The 17,103-nt window shown below is 61.7% G+C and carries 16 protein-coding genes; 8 read left to right on the forward strand and 8 right to left on the reverse strand.

What is annotated here, in order from left to right; translation table 11 throughout:
* Window positions 1-57 precede the first annotated feature (57 nt).
* Genes PDO_RS16490 through PDO_RS16515 form a run of 6 tightly spaced genes read left to right on the forward strand, consistent with a single transcriptional unit; the run spans window position 58 to window position 6,360 of the window.
* A complete protein-coding gene (locus PDO_RS16490; protein ID WP_007604299.1) occupies window positions 58-951 on the forward strand; it encodes a carbohydrate ABC transporter permease in 894 nt (297 codons plus the stop codon).
* Window positions 932-1,849 carry a carbohydrate ABC transporter permease gene (locus PDO_RS16495; RefSeq protein WP_007604301.1) on the forward strand — a complete coding sequence of 306 codons (918 nt, stop codon included), beginning with the start codon at window positions 932-934 and terminating at the stop codon, window positions 1,847-1,849. Before PDO_RS16490 ends, PDO_RS16495 begins: the two co-directional genes overlap by 20 nt.
* Window positions 1,850-1,860: 11 nt before the next feature.
* Complete coding sequence (locus PDO_RS16500; RefSeq protein ID WP_007604304.1) at window positions 1,861-2,955, forward strand: ABC transporter ATP-binding protein; 1,095 nt, start codon at window positions 1,861-1,863, stop codon at window positions 2,953-2,955.
* A 35-nt stretch (window positions 2,956-2,990) separates the two neighbouring features.
* The gene (locus PDO_RS16505; RefSeq protein ID WP_244426469.1) at window positions 2,991-4,247 is read left to right on the forward strand and encodes a Gfo/Idh/MocA family protein; all 1,257 of its coding nucleotides are present in this window, start codon (window positions 2,991-2,993) and stop codon (window positions 4,245-4,247) included.
* A 5-nt stretch (window positions 4,248-4,252) separates the two neighbouring features.
* A complete protein-coding gene (locus PDO_RS16510) occupies window positions 4,253-5,275 on the forward strand; it encodes a Gfo/Idh/MocA family protein (RefSeq protein WP_007604309.1) in 1,023 nt (340 codons plus the stop codon).
* Window positions 5,272-6,360, forward strand: a complete 1,089-nt coding sequence (locus tag PDO_RS16515; protein WP_007604317.1) for a Gfo/Idh/MocA family protein — start codon at window positions 5,272-5,274, stop codon at window positions 6,358-6,360. The genes PDO_RS16510 and PDO_RS16515 overlap by 4 nt, the downstream gene beginning before the upstream one ends.
* Window positions 6,361-6,379: 19 nt before the next feature.
* Here PDO_RS16515 and PDO_RS16520 read toward each other — a convergent pair whose 3' ends face one another.
* Window positions 6,380-7,282: a LysR family transcriptional regulator gene (locus tag PDO_RS16520; protein WP_007604318.1), complete on the reverse strand. Its 903-nt coding sequence runs from the start codon at window positions 7,280-7,282 to the stop codon at window positions 6,380-6,382.
* 124 nt (window positions 7,283-7,406) lie between these two features.
* Here PDO_RS16520 and PDO_RS16525 point away from each other — a divergent pair, with 124 nt between their 5' ends.
* Together PDO_RS16525 and PDO_RS16530 are read left to right on the forward strand one after the other, a co-directional pair.
* The gene (locus tag PDO_RS16525; protein ID WP_007604319.1) at window positions 7,407-8,339 is read left to right on the forward strand and encodes a VOC family protein; all 933 of its coding nucleotides are present in this window, start codon (window positions 7,407-7,409) and stop codon (window positions 8,337-8,339) included.
* A 69-nt stretch (window positions 8,340-8,408) separates the two neighbouring features.
* On the forward strand, window positions 8,409-9,014 hold the full coding sequence (locus PDO_RS16530) for an alpha/beta hydrolase (protein WP_007604320.1): 606 nt from the start codon (window positions 8,409-8,411) through the stop codon (window positions 9,012-9,014).
* Window positions 9,015-9,074: 60 nt separating this feature from the next.
* On the opposite strand, the gene PDO_RS16535 is transcribed toward PDO_RS16530, so the two are convergent.
* From PDO_RS16535 to PDO_RS16565, 7 genes are all read right to left on the reverse strand, one after another.
* Window positions 9,075-10,109 (reverse strand): zinc-binding alcohol dehydrogenase family protein, encoded by a 1,035-nt coding sequence (locus PDO_RS16535; protein ID WP_007604321.1) that lies wholly within the window; start codon window positions 10,107-10,109, stop codon window positions 9,075-9,077.
* 75 nt (window positions 10,110-10,184) lie between these two features.
* A complete protein-coding gene (locus PDO_RS16540; protein WP_007604322.1) occupies window positions 10,185-11,156 on the reverse strand; it encodes an ABC transporter permease in 972 nt (323 codons plus the stop codon).
* A 62-nt stretch (window positions 11,157-11,218) separates the two neighbouring features.
* Window positions 11,219-12,772 carry a sugar ABC transporter ATP-binding protein gene (locus tag PDO_RS16545; RefSeq protein ID WP_007604331.1) on the reverse strand — a complete coding sequence of 518 codons (1,554 nt, stop codon included), beginning with the start codon at window positions 12,770-12,772 and terminating at the stop codon, window positions 11,219-11,221.
* Between the two features lie 114 nt (window positions 12,773-12,886).
* Window positions 12,887-13,873 carry an ABC transporter substrate-binding protein gene (locus tag PDO_RS16550; protein WP_007604333.1) on the reverse strand — a complete coding sequence of 329 codons (987 nt, stop codon included), beginning with the start codon at window positions 13,871-13,873 and terminating at the stop codon, window positions 12,887-12,889.
* Window positions 13,874-14,083: 210 nt separating this feature from the next.
* Window positions 14,084-14,530: an RbsD/FucU family protein gene (locus tag PDO_RS16555; RefSeq protein ID WP_007604335.1), complete on the reverse strand. Its 447-nt coding sequence runs from the start codon at window positions 14,528-14,530 to the stop codon at window positions 14,084-14,086.
* 9 nt (window positions 14,531-14,539) lie between these two features.
* A complete protein-coding gene (locus tag PDO_RS16560) occupies window positions 14,540-15,559 on the reverse strand; it encodes an aldo/keto reductase (RefSeq protein ID WP_007604337.1) in 1,020 nt (339 codons plus the stop codon).
* A 29-nt stretch (window positions 15,560-15,588) separates the two neighbouring features.
* Window positions 15,589-17,094: a UxaA family hydrolase gene (locus tag PDO_RS16565; protein ID WP_007604339.1), complete on the reverse strand. Its 1,506-nt coding sequence runs from the start codon at window positions 17,092-17,094 to the stop codon at window positions 15,589-15,591.
* Window positions 17,095-17,103: the final 9 nt, after the last annotated feature.

A 17,103-nucleotide genomic window follows, 5' to 3' on the forward strand; every position in this document is an offset into this window, starting at 1 on the left:
AATGGTTCCGGGCGGCTTCTACCGCCCGGGCCGACCACCGAGAACAAGGTCGTTTCCATGAGACGTTTCTTCGCCCGCAATGCGCCGGCCTATGTGTTCCTTCTGCCTTGGCTGATTGGGTTCTTCCTGCTCGCGCTTGGGCCGATCCTGGCGTCGCTCTATCTGTCGTTCACCCGCTACGACATGGTCAACGTTCCGGAATGGGTCGGTCTCGACAATTACGTCTACATGTTCACCCGCGACCGGCGCTTCTGGAAGGCGCTCGACGTGACCTTCACCTATGTCGCGCTGGCCGTGCCGGCTCGGCTGATCATGGCGCTCGGCGTTGCCATGCTGCTCGACAAGGGTCTGCGCACGATCGGGCTTTACCGGGCGATCTTCTACCTGCCCTCGCTGCTGGGCGCGTCGATCGCGATCGCTATCCTGTGGCGTCAACTGTTTGCCGCAGACGGCGTGGTCAACCAGATCATGGCGACCTTCGGTATTCAGGGCGCATCGTGGATCACCAATCCAAATACCTCGCTCTATACGCTGGTGATCCTTGCCATGTGGCAGTTCGGCTCGCCCATGCTGATCTTTCTCGCCGGTCTCAGGGGTATTCCGCGCGACCTCTACGAGGCGGCGGAAATCGACGGGACGCCGCGCTGGCGCCAGTTCACCCGGATCACCCTGCCGCTGCTGGCTCCGGTGATCTTCTTCAATCTGGTGCTGCAGACCATCGACGCCTTCAAGACGTTTTCCAGCGCCTTCATCATCTCAAACGGAACAGGTGCGCCGGCCGACAGCCTGCTGTTCTACACGGTTTACCTGTTCAACGAGGCGTTCAAGTTCTTCCGCATGGGCTATGCCTCGGCGCTGGCTTGGGTGCTGCTGATCATCATCGCGGTCTTCACGGCGGTGGCCTTCTTCACCTCGAAATATTGGGTGCATTATGAAAACGAGCGCGACTGATCTCGACCTCGCGATCCAGGTGGACGAGGCGGCAAGGGTCGCCCACGCGCTGAAGCTGCGGCGTGACCGGCGCGAGCGCAATGGCCGCATCCTGAAGCATGTCTTCCTGATCGGCGTGTCCTGCGTGATGCTCTATCCGCTGTTCTGGCTGCTCGCCTCGTCGTTCAAGCCGGAGAACGAGATCTTCGGCAGCCTGACACTCTGGCCGTCCGAATTCCGCTTCGACAACTATACCGAGGGCTGGAACGCGCTGCCGAAGTCATTCACGGTCTTCTATGTCAATTCGGCGATCGTCACCGGCCTTTCGGTGATCGGCAACCTGGTGTCCTGTTCGTTTGCGGCTTACGCCTTTGCCCGGCTGCAATTTACCGGGCGCAGCTTCTTCTTCGCCCTGATGATGATGACCCTGATGATCCCGTATCATGTCGTTCTCATCCCGCAATATGTGCAGTTCTTGAGGCTCGGCTGGGTCGACACCTATCTGCCGCTGGTAGTGCCGCGCTTCCTCGCGTCGGACGCCTTCTTCATCTTCCTGATGGTGCAGTTCTTCCGGCAATTGCCACGCGAACTCGACGAGGCGGCGATGATCGACGGCTGCTCGCCCTTCAAGATCTACTGGGCGATCATCCTGCCCTTGTCGCTGCCGGCAATGGGGACGGCGGCGATCTTCTCGCTGATCTGGGTGTGGGAGGACTTCCTCGCGCCGCTGATCTATCTCAATGACATCAAGAGCTACACCGTGCCGCTGGCGCTTCGCCTCTTCCTCGATCAGGAAGGCAAGTCCGCCTATGGCCAGATGTTCGCGATGTCGGTGCTTTCGCTGGTTCCGGTCGTGATCTTCTTCGTCCTGTTCCAGAAAATGATCGTTCGTGGCATCGCCACCTCCGGAATGAAGTAGGGAACAGACGCATGGCAGGATTGACGCTTCGAAACGTCGGAAAGCGCTATGGAGCGCTCTCCATCATCCAGGGGCTCAACCTGGATATCCACGACGGCGAGTTCCTTGTGCTCGTCGGGCCCTCCGGCTGCGGCAAGTCGACATTGCTGCGCATGATCGCCGGTCTCGAGGAGATCTCCGAGGGAACGGTGTCTATCGGCAGCAAGGTGGTCAACGACCTGCCGGCTTCCAAGCGCGAGCTGTCGATGGTGTTCCAGTCCTATGCACTCTATCCGCATATGAGCGTACGAAAGAACCTCGCCTTCGGTCTGCAGAATTTCAAGATGGCGCGGAACGAGGTCGAGCGTCGGGTGGCGGAGGCGGCCCGTATCCTGCAGATCGAACATCTGATGGAGCGCAAGCCACGCCAGCTGTCCGGCGGGCAGAAGCAACGCGTGGCGATCGGGCGGGCCATCGTGCGCGAGCCGCAGCTCTTCCTGTTCGATGAGCCGCTGTCCAACCTTGATGCCGAACTGCGCGTCCAGATGCGCGCCGAACTGGCCTCGCTTTATGCAAGGCTCGGCACGACGATGATCTATGTGACGCATGATCAAGTGGAAGCGATGACCATGGCGACCCGGATCGTCGTGCTCCGGGGCGGCAAGATCGAGCAGGTCGGCACGCCGCAGGAACTCTATACAAGGCCGCAGAACCTTTTCGTTGCCGGCTTCATCGGTTCGCCGAAGATCAACATGCTGCAGGCCACCATCGCCCATAGCAATGGTGTTGCGACGGCGAGAATTGCCGGTATGCCGGCGTTCGTGATCCCCGACCTGCCGACCGCCGATCCGGCGCTGACGCTCTGCGTGCGCCCGGCATCGGTGCAGGTCGGCGGCGGTGAGGTGACTGCGGAAGGCACGATCAAGCTGGTCGAATATCTCGGCAGCGAAACATTGCTGCATATCGCCCTGTCCTCCGGCCAGACGCTGCTGGTCAGCGACAACGGCCGCACGGCCTATCGCATGGGCGATCCGGTGACGATCGGCTTCAACCTTTCAGACCTCCATTATTTCGACAGCAACGGCCAGCGCGTCGAAGCCGTCCAGCACGAGAGCCAGGCCCAGTGAAGATCGCGATTGTAGGATGCGGTTCGCGGCACAAGATGTTTCGCGATTCCGTCGTTGAGGATTATGCCGACAGGCATGAGATCGTCGCCGTCTGCGACAGCAATGTCCATCGCCTGAACGAGGCCGCCAAGGCTGCGTCAAAACCCGGTACGAATGGTGTCGCAACCTATCTCGCCGGTGATTTCGACCGGCTGCTCACCGAGCAGAGGCCGGACACGGTCGTCGTGGCCACACCTGATTTCCTGCACGCGGACTATATCGTGCGGGCATTCGAGGCCGGTTGCGACGTGATCTGCGAAAAGCCGCTGACGATAGATCTTACCCGGCTGAAGATGATCGTCGATGCGCAAAAGCGCACCGGGCGCCAGGTCAAGGTCACCTTCAACTATCGCTATTCGCCGGCGCGCACGCAGATCAAGGAACTGATCGCGTCGGGGGCGATCGGAACCGTGACGGCGGTCGATTTTCGCTGGCATCTCGACCGGGTGCACGGGGCGGACTATTTCCGCCGCTGGCACCGGCAGAAGGAGAATTCCGGCGGGCTCCTGGTGCACAAGTCGACCCATCATTTCGACCTGCTCAACTGGTGGCTGGGCACGGTGCCGATCGAGGTTCTGGCGTCCGGCCGCCGTGCCTTCTATCGGCCGGAGACAGCCGTCGATCTGGGGCTTTCGGGACGCGGGCCGCGCTGCCATCTCTGTCCGGTGGCGGACAGATGCGATTTCGAACTCGATCTGGCGGCGGATCCGAGCCTGAAGGAACTCTATCTGGATGCCGAGGGTGAGGACGGCTATTTCCGCGATCTTTGCGTCTTCGACGAGGAGATCGGGATCGAGGACACGATGCAGGCCCATATCCGCTACGCGTCCGGCGTCACCGCAAACTATACGCTGACGGCCTATTCGCCTTGGGAGGGACTGGAGATCAAGTTCCAGGGTACCAAGGGCGACATCACCCATCGGCATGTGGAAGTGCATGGCGTGTTCGGCGGCGAACGAGCGCATGCCGACGAGGATGCGATCACGACGGAACTGCATCTGGCAGGAGAAGCGCCGCGGCTGGTCGAGGTGCCCAAGGCCAAGGGCCATCATGGCGGCGCCGACCCGGTCATGCTCGGTTATATCTTCGATCCGGACGGCATGGAGCTGGATCGCTTTGATCGCGCTTCCGACCATATCGGCGGCGCCTGGTCGATCCTGACTGGTATTGCGGCCAATGCGTCGATCGAGACCGGCTCGGTGGTCAACATTCAATCGATGCTACGCGCCCGCGGCATCAAACTGGAGCGGTAGAACAGATGGCTTTCGCGATACGCATCGGGGTGATCGGCATTGATCACAACCATATCTACGGCATGCTGAACGGAATGCTGAACGTCGGTGGGGTCGTTGTCGGTTGGTCCACCGGTGGAGAAACGCCGGAGACCCTGCGGCACGTTTTTCGCCAGTCCTATCCCGGCGTGCCGGAAATGTCGGTCGAGGCGATCCTTGAGGACGAGAGCATCAATCTCGTTCTCTGCGCCGGGATCAACAGCGAACGCGCGGGCACCGCGATGGATGCGATGAGGCATGGCAAGGATGTGCTCGTCGACAAGCCGGGTTGCACCTCGCAGCAGCAATTGGCGGATATCCGAAAGACGGTTGCCGAGACCGGACGGCGGTGGACGGTGTGTTTCTCCGAAAGGTTGCTGGTGCAGAGCGTGACCGTTGCGGACCAAATAATCGCCGAGGGGCGGATCGGCAAGGTGGTGCAGACCGTCGGGCTCGGCCCGCACCGGCTGAATGCGCATCTGCGGCAGCCGTGGTTCTGGGACAGGGGCCGCTTCGGTGGGATCCTCACCGATATCTGCGCGCATCAGTTCGACCAGTTCCTGCACTTTACCGGATCCACGCAGGCCAATGTGGTAACGGCGCATATCGGCAATGTCGCCAATCCCGATCGACCGGATTTTCAGGACTTTGGCGAAGTCATTCTGGCCGGGAATGGCGGACGTGGCTATGCGCGTGTCGACTGGTTGACACCGGATGGCCTGCCGACCTGGGGCGACGGGCGGATGACCATCGTGGGCACCGAAGGTTATATCGAGCTTCGCAAATATATCGACATTGCCGGCCAGCCTGGGACCGATCATGTCTTCGTGGTCGACAAGGCGGGGGTCTCTCGCGTCGATGCGGCGGGTGCCGGAACACCATTCTTCGGGCGGCTGGCACGCGATCTCGAGCAGGGTACGGAAACCGCCATGCCCCAGGCCCACGCATTTCTGGCAACGGATCTGGCGCTTCAGGCGCAAAGAATGGCGGAAACGGGAGCAGGCCAATGAGAAAACGCATTCGAGTGGCGGTCGTCGGCGCGGGGATCGGCAAGGATCATTTGACCGGCTATGCCGCATTGCCCGACCTTTTCGAGGTTCGCTATGTCTGCGATCTCAACGCTGCCCGCGCGCAGGAAGGATCAGCGCAGGCGCCCGGCAGCCGTCCGGTCACCGACATAGAGGAGGTTTTCGCCGATCCGGAAGTGGATATCGTGGATATCTGCCTGCCACCATTGCTGCACGCGCCGATGACGCTTGCCGCGCTGAAGGCTGGCAAACACGTGGTCTGCGAGAAGCCGTTGTCCGGGTCCTTGTCGGATGTGCGCCGGATCGTCGAATTGGCCGCACAGGTGGGGCGGCAGGTGTTCCCGGTGTTCCAGTACCGATACGGTGCAGGTTACCGCGCGGCACATGAACTGAAGATGCGCGGGCTGCTGGGCCGGCCCTATGTTCTTGCGCTGGAGACCCACTGGCAGCGCGGGCCGGACTATTATGCCGAGCGCTGGCGCGGCACGTGGACAGGCGAGTTGGGCGGCGCGATCGTCAGTCATGCCTGTCATGCGCATAACCTGGTATGCCATTTGGTTGGCAATATCGTGCAGGTGGCGGCATTTCTCGACACACGGGTCAACCCGATCGAAACGGAGGATTGTGCGGCGATCAGCATGCGCACTGCCGAAGGCGCGCTTGTGACGTCGTCGATCACCTTGGGGGCTGCTGGAAATGCTTCGCGTTTCAGGGCCACGTTCGAACATGTGACCCTGACATCGAGCACCAATCCCTATCAGATCGGTGCTGGACCCTGGACGTTCGAGGCAAGCGATCCGGCGCGGCAGGCCGTGATCGATGCCGTTGTGGCGTCCGTTGCAGAAATACCGCATCGGTTTGCCGGTCAGTTCAGCGACATGCATGCCCGCCTCACCGGAGGAGCCGATCTCTATCTGCCGTCGCTGGAGGAGGGATATCACTCTGTCGAACTGATGACCGCGATCTATGCATCGGCACGGAACGGGCAGGTGGTTTCTCTGCCGCTTCGTGCCGATCACCCTTTGTCCGACGGCTGGCTTCTGGCCGGGGCGGAGGTCGGCGGATGATGGGCGGGCGCTTGGTCGCTCAGGCGCCACCCCAGTTTTCCCGGATATAGGCCTCGAAGAAGTCCGAGAAGGTCGCGACCCTCAGCGGCAGGTGTTCATAGGGCGGATAGTAGAGAGTGAGCCAGATTTCCGGTGTCGACCAGCCCTCGAGGACCTGGACGAGCCTGCCCGTGTCAAGGAATTCCTCGACGATGAAATGCGGCAGCAGGGCAATGCCTTCGCCGGCGACCGCGAGCTGGGTGAGAAAATCGCCATTGTTGACGGTAAAGCGGCCGCGCGCCTCGATGCTGCGCGTGGTGCCGGCCCGGCTCAACTCCCAGATTTCGCTCATCGAATGCTCCTGGTAACTGAGGCATTCGAGCTTGACCAGATCTTCGGGGACCTGCGGCGTGCCATGGGTCTCGAGGAACTGCTTCGAAGCGACCAGAAGACGCGGCACAGGGCAGATCTTGCGCCAGATCGTCGACTTGTCGCTAGGTGGTCCCGAAATGCGGATCGCCAGATCGTAATCGTCCTCGACGATATCGACGAAGCGGTCGGAAAGGTCGATTGCGACCTGGGTCTGCGGGTGAATGATGCCGAACTGGCCAAGAACGGCGGGCAGGACTTTCATCCCGAGTGACATCGGTGCCGAAATCTTCAGCGATCCGGCCGTCACCTTCTGCAGGTCCTTGGTCTCTTCGGTGGCGCGCGCCAGCCCTTCGGCCAAGGGTGCCACGCGGGCGGCATAAGCGGCACCTGCAGACGTCAGCGAGACCTTCCGGGTCGTGCGCAAAAGCAGCTGGATGCCGAGCCGGTCTTCGAGTGCTGCGACCGTGCGGGTGATCGATGCAGGCGTGCTGTTGAGCAGCCGTGCCGCTGCGCTGAAGCTGCGTTCTTCGGCAACCGTCAGGAAGGTGCGGATGGATTCCAGTTCGCCCACGAGACAACCTTTACGTAAATCGCAATAGTCTTTGCCGAATTATGCCTATTCTATGAAAATTATCCATCCCCCATATTCGCTTCAACACTGAACACGAACCGTTTGGACGGGAAGGATCAAAACCATGATTACCCAGATCAAAGGACTGCATCACGTCACCTCGATGGCCGCCGATGCCCAGACCAACAATGACTTCTTCACCAAGACGCTTGGCCTTCGCCGCGTCAAGAAGACGGTCAACTTCGATTCACCGGATGTCTATCACCTCTATTACGGTGATGAAGTCGGCAATGCCGGCTCGGTGATGACCTATTTCCCCTTCGCCAACATGGGTGCTGGCAAGCGCGGCAGCGGCGAAGTCGCCGATACCGTCTTCTCCGTTCCGAAGGGCACGCTGCCTTTCTGGCAGGAGCGCCTGAGCAGCCAGGGCGTGGCTGAACTGGCGCCTTACACCCTGTTTGGCGAAAACCGCCTGCGCTTTGCCGGTCCGGATGGCGATGGTTTCTCGCTGGCGGAAGTTGATGGCGATCAGCGCATTCCGTTTGATCGTGGCCCGGTGGCTTCGTCCGAAGGCATCCATGGCTTTCGCGGCGTCACCATGCGGCTGCGTGACGAAGGTGCGACCGGTGAACTGCTGAAGTTCATGGGTTACCAGGAGATCGACAAGCAGGGCGAGATGGTGCGCTACGCCATTCCGGGCGGCAACGGGGCCGACTATGTCGACCTGGAAGTGCTGCCGGGTGCCAAGCATGCTCAGTCCGGTGCCGGTTCGGTCCACCACGTTGCCTTTGCCGTGGATGACCGTGCAGCCCAGCTCGAAGTGCGCAAGGCGCTGCTTGATACGGGCTATCAGGTCACGCCGGTGATCGACCGCGACTACTTCTGGGCGATCTATTTCCGCACACTAGGTGGTGTGCTGTTCGAAATCGCCACGAACGAGCCAGGCTTCAACCGTGACGAGGATACCGCGCATCTTGGCGAGGCCTTGAAGCTGCCTACCCGCTACACCCAGTATCGCTCGCAGATCGAGGCTCATCTGCCACCGATCAAGGATTGATTTGCCTTTGCCGGCCCGACCAGGGCCGGCACCAAAACGTCCACCATTTCTCCAGCACGAGGATCTTCCATGTCCATCGATAGCTATGAACATCTTCATCAGGCGCCCGAGGGCGATGCCCCGGTGGTCTTTACCTTTCATGGCACGGGTGGCGACGAGCACCAGTTTCCGGGCTTGATCGCTCGCATCCAGCCGAAGGCCGGGATTATCTCGCCACGCGGCGATGTTTCCGAATATGGCGCCAATCGCTTCTTTCGTCGCACCGGCGAGGGCGTCTATGACATGCCCGATCTCGCCAAGCGCACCGATGCAATGATCGCCTTTGTCGCGGCATACAAGGAACGGTATCCGGACCGTGCGTTCCAGGCGCTTGGTTATTCCAACGGTGCCAACATCCTGGCTTCGGTGATGTTTAAGGCGCCTGATCTGTTTGATCGGGCCGTGCTGATGCATCCGCTGATCCCGTGGACGCCGGCCGCGCAGCCAGGCCTTGCCGGCCGCAATGTTCTGATCACGGCGGGCCAGCGGGATCCGATCTGCCCGCTGCCGCTGACGGAAGCGCTTGCCGCTTATCTTGAGGGGCAGGGCGCCATCGTCCAGACCGTGCTGCATCCGGGCGGACACGAGATCTCGCAGGGCGAGATCGAGGCCATCAGCACTTTCCTTCGGGCATAAAACGAAAAGGCGGTACCGGTTTCTCCGGTGCCGCCTATTTTGCAGGTGGTTTTGTCTGTTCTAGCCGTTGCCGATGCGGATGATTGCCTTGATCAGCCCCGTCTTTTCCTTCGCCCAACGCGGCAGATCGACTGAGACCTTGTCGAGCGTCGTGCGGTGGGTAATCAATTGGTCGATCGGCACCAGACCCTTGGCGATTGAATCCCGGACATGATCGAAATCGATCCTGGTCGCGTTGCGACTGCCGATCAGGGTCATTTCACGCTTGTGGAATTCCGGGTCGGAAAAACTGATCTCTTCCTTCACGACGCTGACGAAAACCAGGCTGCCGCCATGGGCGACGTAGGCGAAGGCTTTTTCCATCGAACCGCGATAGCCGGTGGCGTCATAGACGACATCGAAGCCGTCACCCTGCGTCTCTGCGGCAACCGCGGCGCTGGCGCCATCGCCGGCAAGGATGCCCGAGTTGAAGCCCAGACGTTCGGCGGCCATGGACAGCCGTTCGGGGCTGGTGTCGAGCAAGGTCACCTCCTGGCCGGCGATGCGGGCAAAGATTGCCGTGCCAAGGCCAATAGGGCCGGCACCGATTACCAGTGCGCGGATCGGCTCAGATCCAGGGGCCGGCATCGCCGCGCGGCGTACAGCATGCGCGCCGATGGCGAGAAACTCGACTGTTGCTGCAGCCTCAAGGGAGAGATCGCCTGCCGGATACAGATTGCCCGCAGGCACGATGATTTCTTCGCACATGGCGCCGTCGGAGTGCACGCCAAGCACACTGATGGCCGTGCAGCAATTCGGCTTTCCCTTGCGGCAGGCAATGCAGGTGCCGCAGGCGATGTAGGGGTTGACGATGACGGCTGTGCCCGGCGCCAGATCGACGCCCGCGCCGGCTTCGACGACGGTTGCCGAAATTTCGTGCCCCATGACGCGGGGATAGGCGAGGAAGGGGTGTTTGCCCTCGTAAATGTGGTAGTCGGTGCCGCAGATGCCGACATGGCTGACCGCAAGGCGGGCAAAGCCCGGAGCTGGCGTCTGCGGCGACGGCCGATCAACGATTTCGAGGCGACCCGGTTCGAGGCAGAGCGCGGCTTTCATGGCATGTCCTTCCGGAAGACCCGGGATGTTGGTCAGAAACGAGAGCGGGGACACCCGCTCCCGGGCGTATGGCGATCAGCGACTGCCGCGGCGGCGCAACTGGTCGAAATAGACGATCAGGATGATCAGGGCACCGGTGATGATGCGCTGCCAGAACGAGTTGACGTTCAGCAGGTTGGCGCCGTTGTTGATGGTTGCCAGAATGAAGGCGCCGAGCAGCGGACCCTGGACCGAACCAACCGCGCCGAACAGGCTGGTGCCGCCGATGACCGATGAGGCGATGGCCTGCAGTTCCCAGCCTTCGGCCTGGGTGGCGTTGCCGATGCCGATGCGCGAGGCAAGTAGAATCCCGACGAAGGCAGCACAGGTGGAAGACAGGATATAGGCGAGATAGATCGTTCGGTTGACGTTGACGCCGGACAGTCGGGCAGCCTCCCTGTTGGAGCCGACGGCGAACAGATAGCGGCCCCAGCGGCTTAGATGCAGGAAGACATAGGCCGGGATGGCAACCACGATCACCATCCAGAACAGGCTTGGCACGCCGAGGAAATCGGCGCGGGCAAAATTGGTGAAAGCGTCGTTCGAGATCGAGATGGTCGAGCCATTGGTGATCAGCAGGCCGATGCCACGCAGCGAGGTCAGTGTCGCCAGCGTGATGATGAAGGGCGGAAGGCCCATGCGCACGATGCCGAAAGCATGGAACATGCCGATCGCCACGCCGACGAGCAGAGTGATGCCCATGGCGATCCAGAGCGGTACCCCGGCGGCGAGCAGCCAGGCCAGAATGACGCTGGCGAAACCGACCACTGCACCGACCGAGAGGTCGATGCCGGCGGTGATGATGACGAAGGTCTGGCCCACGGCGAGAATCGCCGTCATTGCGCCTTGGCGCAGCAGGTTGCTGATGTTGTTGGGTGTCCAGAAGCTGTTGGTCGAGAAAGCCAGCAGCAACCAGAGGAACAACAGGAGGCCGAGCAAGGTCAGACTGAACAGGATGCTCATGCCCCTTTTCGGCGCAACCTTCGTTTCGGTGGTGTCCAGGCTCATTGTCGTTCTCCCTGTCGTCTTTTTTGATGTCGTTCGTCTGGCAATGCCGGATGGAAAGCGGTTTACACGCCGATCGCTTCGGTCAGCACGTCCTCATGCGAGGCGGCCCGGTAATCATGGCTGGCGACCAGCCTGCCCTGCCTGAAGACATGCAGGCGGTCGGCGAGTTCATAGACTTCCGGCAGGTAGGAGGAGATCAGGATGATGCCCGCCCCCTGTTTCAGGAGTTCCGCGAAAAGGCGGTAGATCTCCGCCTTGGTGCCGACGTCGACGCCGACGGTTGGCTCGTCGAAGATGAACAGGCGGGCGCCGTGGCTCAGCCATTTGCCTATGACGATCTTCTGCTGGTTGCCGCCGGACATGGCGGACGCGAGGACCGCACGGGTCGGCGTCTTGATCTTCAGGTCGTTGATCTGCTTGTCGGCATTGGTGGTCTCGAGCTTGCGACTGATGGTCAGGCCGCGGCTCAGGCGCTTGAAGACCGGCAGGTTGATATTCAGGCCGATCGGCAGATTGAGGCAGAGCCCCTGGTCACGGCGGCTTTCCGGGGCAAGCGCGATGCCGAGATCCATGGCCTTGCGTTCGCTGTTGATGGTAACCTTGTTGCCGTCCCAATAGACTTCCCCGCCCGTACAGGGATGGCGACCGTAGAGGCCAAGGGCAAATTCGCTGCGGCCAGCACCGATCAGGCCATAGAGACCGACGATCTCGCCTGCGCGCACCGTAATCGACACATCGTTGAAACCGGGACCGCTGAGGTTTTTCGTTTCCAGGATGGTCGCGCCGATCGGCAGCTTTTCCTTGTGGTAGATCTGCTCGATCGTGCGGTTGATCATCAGGGAAATCAGTTCGGCGTCATTTGTCTCGCCAATCAGGCGGGTGCCGACATGGGTGCCGTCGCGCAGGACCGAGACGCGGTCTGCGAGTTCGAAGACTTCTTCCATGCGGTGGCTGATATAGACGATGGTGACGCCTTCGGATTGCAGGCGGCGGATGAGGCGGAAGAGCTGGGCCGATTCCTGGCGGGTCAGGTAGGCCGTCGGCTCGTCGAAGATGAGGAAGCGGATACCGCGCATGGCGGCACGGGCGGTGGCGACCAGCTGCTGCTGGCCGATGGTGAGATTGGCGAGCGTTTCACCGGCCGGCAGGTTGAAGCCGAGGTCGTCCAGGACATTCTGGGCTGCCGTGGTCATGGCGCCCTTGCGCATCAGGCCGCCGGACGACATCTCGTCGCCGAGAAACATGTTGGCAGCGACGGACAGGTGGGGGCAGAGCACGACTTCCTGATGCACGGCATTGATGCCACGCTGGATCGCCTCGTTGGGATCGGCGAGCGGCACGGGCTTGCCGCACCAGCGGATCTCGCCGGACGTGCGGGGGATGACGCCGGTCAGAAGCTTGATAAGGGTGGATTTTCCGGCGCCGTTTTCACCGACGATGGCGTGGATCTCGCCTGCCAGGAAGGTGATGGTCGCGGGTTTCAGGGCTTCGACGGCGCCGTATTTCTTCTGCAGGCCGACAAGCTCGAGGATCGGCGTTCCCGGTGGAATCCGGTCAGTCTCCAGAAGCTCCGGCGTGTCGTCGTGCCTGTGGCTGAGATCGTGCAGTCCCGTCATCGTTTCCTCCCGCGATCGCGGTTGTCTCAAGGGCAGGCTGACCTTCTCCCAAAGCCTTGCCGTCCCTGCATGAAAGTCACGCGCGGCTAGAGCCGCGCGTGACGGACGTTCGGATCAGTTGACCTTCGGGTTCAGAAGGGCGTCGATCTTCGGCTCGGCCATGTTGGCCTTGGTCACCAGATTGGCGCCGGTGTCGACGAAGGTTTCGACCTTCTCGCCCTTGGAGACGGCAAGCGCGGTCTTCACGCCATCGTAGCCCATCCGGTAGGGATCCTGCACGACGAGGCCTGCGAGCACGCCTTCCTTGAGGAAACCGACCGTCTTTTCGTCCGAGTCGAAGCCGATCACCTTGATCTTGTCGCCGAGCTTGTTTTCAGCGATCGCCTGGCCAACGCCCTGCGCCATGATCAGGTTGGAGGCGAAGACGCCGACAAGGTTCGGGTTGGCGGTGATCAGGTCGGTCATCATGTTGAGACCGGTGGTTGCCTGGCCGTCGGCATATTTGTCGGCAACGACCGTCAGGCCCGGATATTTGGCCTTGAGCTGCTCCATGAAACCATCATGGCGCTGGTCGAGCGAACCGACGCCCGGCAGGCTGGTGATGACGGCGATTTCGCCTTCTTCCTTGCCTGTGGCTTCCTTGATAGCCGCGGCAAGACCGTCGGCGGCAATGCGGCCGCCCTGGACGTTGTCGGTGGTCAAGAAGGAGGTGAATGCCTTGGAGTCGGCGCTGGAGTCGATGCCGATGATCGGAACGGACTTGGCGGCTTCATCGATCGGCTTGCCGAGCGCCTTGAATTCGGTCGGCGAAATGACGACGGCAGCCGGCTTGCCGGCGACGGCGTTTTCAAGAATGCTGATCTGGCCGTTGATGTCGGATTCCGACTGCGCGCCGAGTTCCGGAACGGTGACGCCGAGATCCTTGCCAGCGGCGCGAGCGCCGGCAAGCACGATCTGCCAGTAGAAGGATGTGGTGTCCTTGACGATGATCGGGATGGTAACGTCCTGCGCGAAGGACGCGGCCGGCATTGCCGATACCATCATTGCAGCACCGGCGACCCCGATCAGGGCGCGGCGCGTCATGCTCTTCAGAATAGACATGTGGTTCTCCTCTCAATTTGCGTCCTGTTCCTCCAGTGAGATCGTCCCGCAGAACGCGACCGAGACGATCTTTTATCGATAAAAAACATTTTACCGAGGCACGCTACTCCAGCATTCTGGAGAAATCAAGCAGGCAGAAAACACACGCTCCCTTTGCGTCAAATGCCTTGTTTTGCAGGCGTTCGGGCAGGTGCCCGCGCAAGCCTGCGGCTAGACCCGGTGGATTTCCTCCGGATAGACGACGCCCTTTTTCAGGATGATATTGCCATAGATCCTGAGTTCCGTCGTAGCGACGATGAAGGCCGCATTGGCGGCGCGCTCATAAAAGGCGAAGCGCTCGAGCGACGTCAGCTTGAAGTCGCCGCTGAGACGTTTGACCATGTCGTCAAACTCCTGGCAGATTTCCGGTACGGTGACCGGATCGCCGACGATTTGCATGTACCAGGCTGCCTCATCGACGAACTGGTCGAGCGGCATATGCGCGAGGATGGCCTCAAGGACCGCCACGGCGCCTAGGCCATCGGCCCGTACAACGGGCGGTCCGATCGTGCTTGCGGGGAAATTGCCATCGGCGATGACGATTTCGTCGCCATGGCCCATGGTGGCTATTGCGTGAAGCAGTTCCGGTCCAAGCAGAGGATGAATTCCCTTCAGCATGGCATACTCCTATTCGCGGACCGGCGCATCGCCGAGCGGCGGGGCGACCAGGGTGTGAGGCTCGAAGGGCGCGAAGGCGGAAGCGGGCAGTTCTTCCTCGGTCAGCGCCATGTTGCGGTTCAGGCTTTCCGGTTTCGCGGTCCCGATGATGACGGAGGCGACGGCCGCGTGATGCAGCGGGAACTGGAGCGCATACTGCGCGAGCGGCTTGCCTGCGGCTTTCGCCACCTCTTCCATGGCGCTGACCTTGGTGAGGATCTCCTCGGTCGCCGGCGCGTAGTCGAAATGGGCGCCGGCGACAGCACCGGTCGCCAGGATGCCGGAATTGAAGACGCCGCCTGCGGTGATCGAGGTGCCGCGTTTCTCGCAGAGCGGCAGCAGTTCCTCGACAGCCGAGCGGTCGAGCAGCGAGTAGCGGCCGGCCATCAGGATGACGTCGATATCGATATCGGCCATCATATCCAGGCAGGACGGCACTTCGTTGACGCCAAGGCCGAAGGCCTTGATGGCGCCGGAGGATTTGAGTGCGTCGAGCGCCTTATAGCCGCCGTCGCGCAGCTGCTTCACATAACGGTCGTTGACCTCGCGGCCGTGGGTGTAGACGCCGATGTCGTGGACATAGAGCATGTCGATGCGGTTGAGGCCGAGCCGTGCATAGCTGAAATCGACCGATCGCATGATGCCGTCATAGCTGTAGTCATAGACCAGCTTGAACGGCAGCGCGTCGACGAAGCCGACATTGGGCACCTGGTCGCGGGGCACTGGCGCTAGAAGGCGCCCGACCTTGGTGGAGAGTACATAGCTGTCCTCCGGCTTGTCGCGCAGGAAATCGCCGACATAACGTTCGGCCTGGCCGAAGCCGTAATGCGGTGCGGTGTCGAAGTAGCGGATGCCGTGGTCCCATGCTGCCTGGAGCGTAGCCAGGCCAGCTTCGCGCGGGCAAGGGCGATATAGGCCGCCGAGCGGCGCCGTCCCGAAACTGTATTCGGTGACCTCCAGGGTCGTTTTGCCGATGCGTCTGGTCTTCATGCTTCTCTTCCGGGTTTCTGTTTTACAAATCAGAGCGTGGCGCCGAGATGCCAGGGCACGAATTCGTTGTCGCCGTACCCGAACAGCTCGCTCTTGGTCTTCTGGCCCGAGGCGGTGTCGATGATCAGGTCGAAGATCTCGCGGCCGAGGCCGGATACCGAGCCCTCGCCGGTGGCGATGACGCCGCAGTCGATGTCCATGTCCTCTTCCATCGCACGGTAGAGTGCTGTGTTGCTGGTCAGCTTGATCGACGGCACGGGTCGGCTGCCGAAACAGCTGCCGCGGCCGGTGGTGAAGGCGATGACATTGGCCCCGCCGGCAACCTGGCCTGTCGCCGATACCGGATCGTAGCCGGGCGTGTCCATGAAGACGAGGCCGTGTTCGGTGACGCGTTCGGCGTAGTTGTAGACGGCGGTCAGCGGCGAGCGGCCGCCCTTGGCCACGGCACCGAGCGACTTTTCCAGAATGGTGGTCAGGCCGCCCTTCTTGTTGCCGGGCGAAGGGTTGTTGTCGAGCGAAGCGCCGTGCTGGGCGACATAGGCCTCCCACCAGGAAATCAGTCCATCGAGCTTGACGGCGACGGCGTCATTCACCGCGCGGCTGCGCAGCAGATGCTCGGCCCCGTAGATTTCCGAGGTTTCCGACAGGATGGCCGTGCCACCCGCACCGGCGAGCAGATCAACCGCGACGCCCAGCGCCGGGTTGGCCGTGATCCCGGACAGGCCGTCCGAGCCGCCGCATTGCAAGCCGACGATGATCTCGCTGACCGAAATCGGCTCGCGGCGGGCGGTGCCGACTTCGGCGGCAATCTCGCGCAGGATGCCCAGCGCATTTTCCACCGCGCGGCGCGAACCGCCAGCATCCTGGATGTTGAAATGGCGTTTTCCTGCGCCTGCGCCGCTCTGGCCATAGAGCGTGAGTTGGTTGACCTCGCAACCGAGGCCGACCATCAGCACGCCGGCGAAATTCACATGGCGGGTGTAGCCTGCCAGCGTGCGATGAAGCGTGCGCATGCCGTCGCCGGTCGAACTCATGCCGCAGCCTTGGTCATGGACGATCGGCACGAACCCGTCGATGCCGTCGTAATGCGGCAGGATGGTGCGATTGGCCGCTTCGGCAATGGCCCGACAGACGGTGGTGGAACAGTTGACGCTGGCGATGATGCCGACGAAATTGCGGGTCGCGGCGCGACCATCGGCGCGGCGGTAGCCCATGAAGGTGCGGGCTTTGTCGGCCGGGGTTGCGGCCTCGGGCTGGGCAAGGCCGGTGACCGACAGTCGGTCCTCGTCAAATGCAAGGTTGTGGGAGTGGACATGATCGCCGGCGGCGATATCGATGGTCGCGCGGCCGATGGCCTGGGCGTATTTCACCACGGGCTCACCCTTGCGAATGGCGCGGACAGCAACCTTGTGGCCGGGGTCGATCCTGATGTGCGCCACCGCGCCGCCGGGAAGCACTTCGCCGGCTTCGATTGCGATTGTCGTGACAGCGACATTGTCGTCTGCAGACAGCAGAATGCAGGCAGTCTTGCTCACCCGTTCTCT

The organism is Rhizobium sp. PDO1-076, from assembly GCF_000247475.1.
In the GTDB taxonomy this organism is placed as follows: domain Bacteria; phylum Pseudomonadota; class Alphaproteobacteria; order Rhizobiales; family Rhizobiaceae; genus Allorhizobium.

What these genes read in the sequence shown, in the direction of transcription:
- PDO_RS16490 (WP_007604299.1), top strand. Translation starts at nt 58, where the DNA reads ATGAGACGTTTCTTCGCCCGCAATGCGCCGGCCTATGTGTTCCTTCTG.
- PDO_RS16495 (WP_007604301.1), top strand. Translation starts at nt 932, where the DNA reads ATGAAAACGAGCGCGACTGATCTCGACCTCGCGATCCAGGTGGACGAG.
- PDO_RS16500 (WP_007604304.1), top strand. Translation starts at nt 1,861, where the DNA reads ATGGCAGGATTGACGCTTCGAAACGTCGGAAAGCGCTATGGAGCGCTC.
- PDO_RS16505 (WP_244426469.1), top strand. Translation starts at nt 2,991, where the DNA reads ATGTTTCGCGATTCCGTCGTTGAGGATTATGCCGACAGGCATGAGATC.
- PDO_RS16510 (WP_007604309.1), top strand. Translation starts at nt 4,253, where the DNA reads ATGGCTTTCGCGATACGCATCGGGGTGATCGGCATTGATCACAACCAT.
- PDO_RS16515 (WP_007604317.1), top strand. Translation starts at nt 5,272, where the DNA reads ATGAGAAAACGCATTCGAGTGGCGGTCGTCGGCGCGGGGATCGGCAAG.
- PDO_RS16525 (WP_007604319.1), top strand. Translation starts at nt 7,407, where the DNA reads ATGATTACCCAGATCAAAGGACTGCATCACGTCACCTCGATGGCCGCC.
- PDO_RS16530 (WP_007604320.1), top strand. Translation starts at nt 8,409, where the DNA reads ATGTCCATCGATAGCTATGAACATCTTCATCAGGCGCCCGAGGGCGAT.
- PDO_RS16535 (WP_007604321.1), bottom strand. Translation starts at nt 10,109, where the DNA reads ATGAAAGCCGCGCTCTGCCTCGAACCGGGTCGCCTCGAAATCGTTGAT.
- PDO_RS16540 (WP_007604322.1), bottom strand. Translation starts at nt 11,156, where the DNA reads ATGAGCCTGGACACCACCGAAACGAAGGTTGCGCCGAAAAGGGGCATG.
- PDO_RS16545 (WP_007604331.1), bottom strand. Translation starts at nt 12,772, where the DNA reads ATGACGGGACTGCACGATCTCAGCCACAGGCACGACGACACGCCGGAG.
- PDO_RS16550 (WP_007604333.1), bottom strand. Translation starts at nt 13,873, where the DNA reads ATGTCTATTCTGAAGAGCATGACGCGCCGCGCCCTGATCGGGGTCGCC.
- PDO_RS16555 (WP_007604335.1), bottom strand. Translation starts at nt 14,530, where the DNA reads ATGCTGAAGGGAATTCATCCTCTGCTTGGACCGGAACTGCTTCACGCA.
- PDO_RS16560 (WP_007604337.1), bottom strand. Translation starts at nt 15,559, where the DNA reads ATGAAGACCAGACGCATCGGCAAAACGACCCTGGAGGTCACCGAATAC.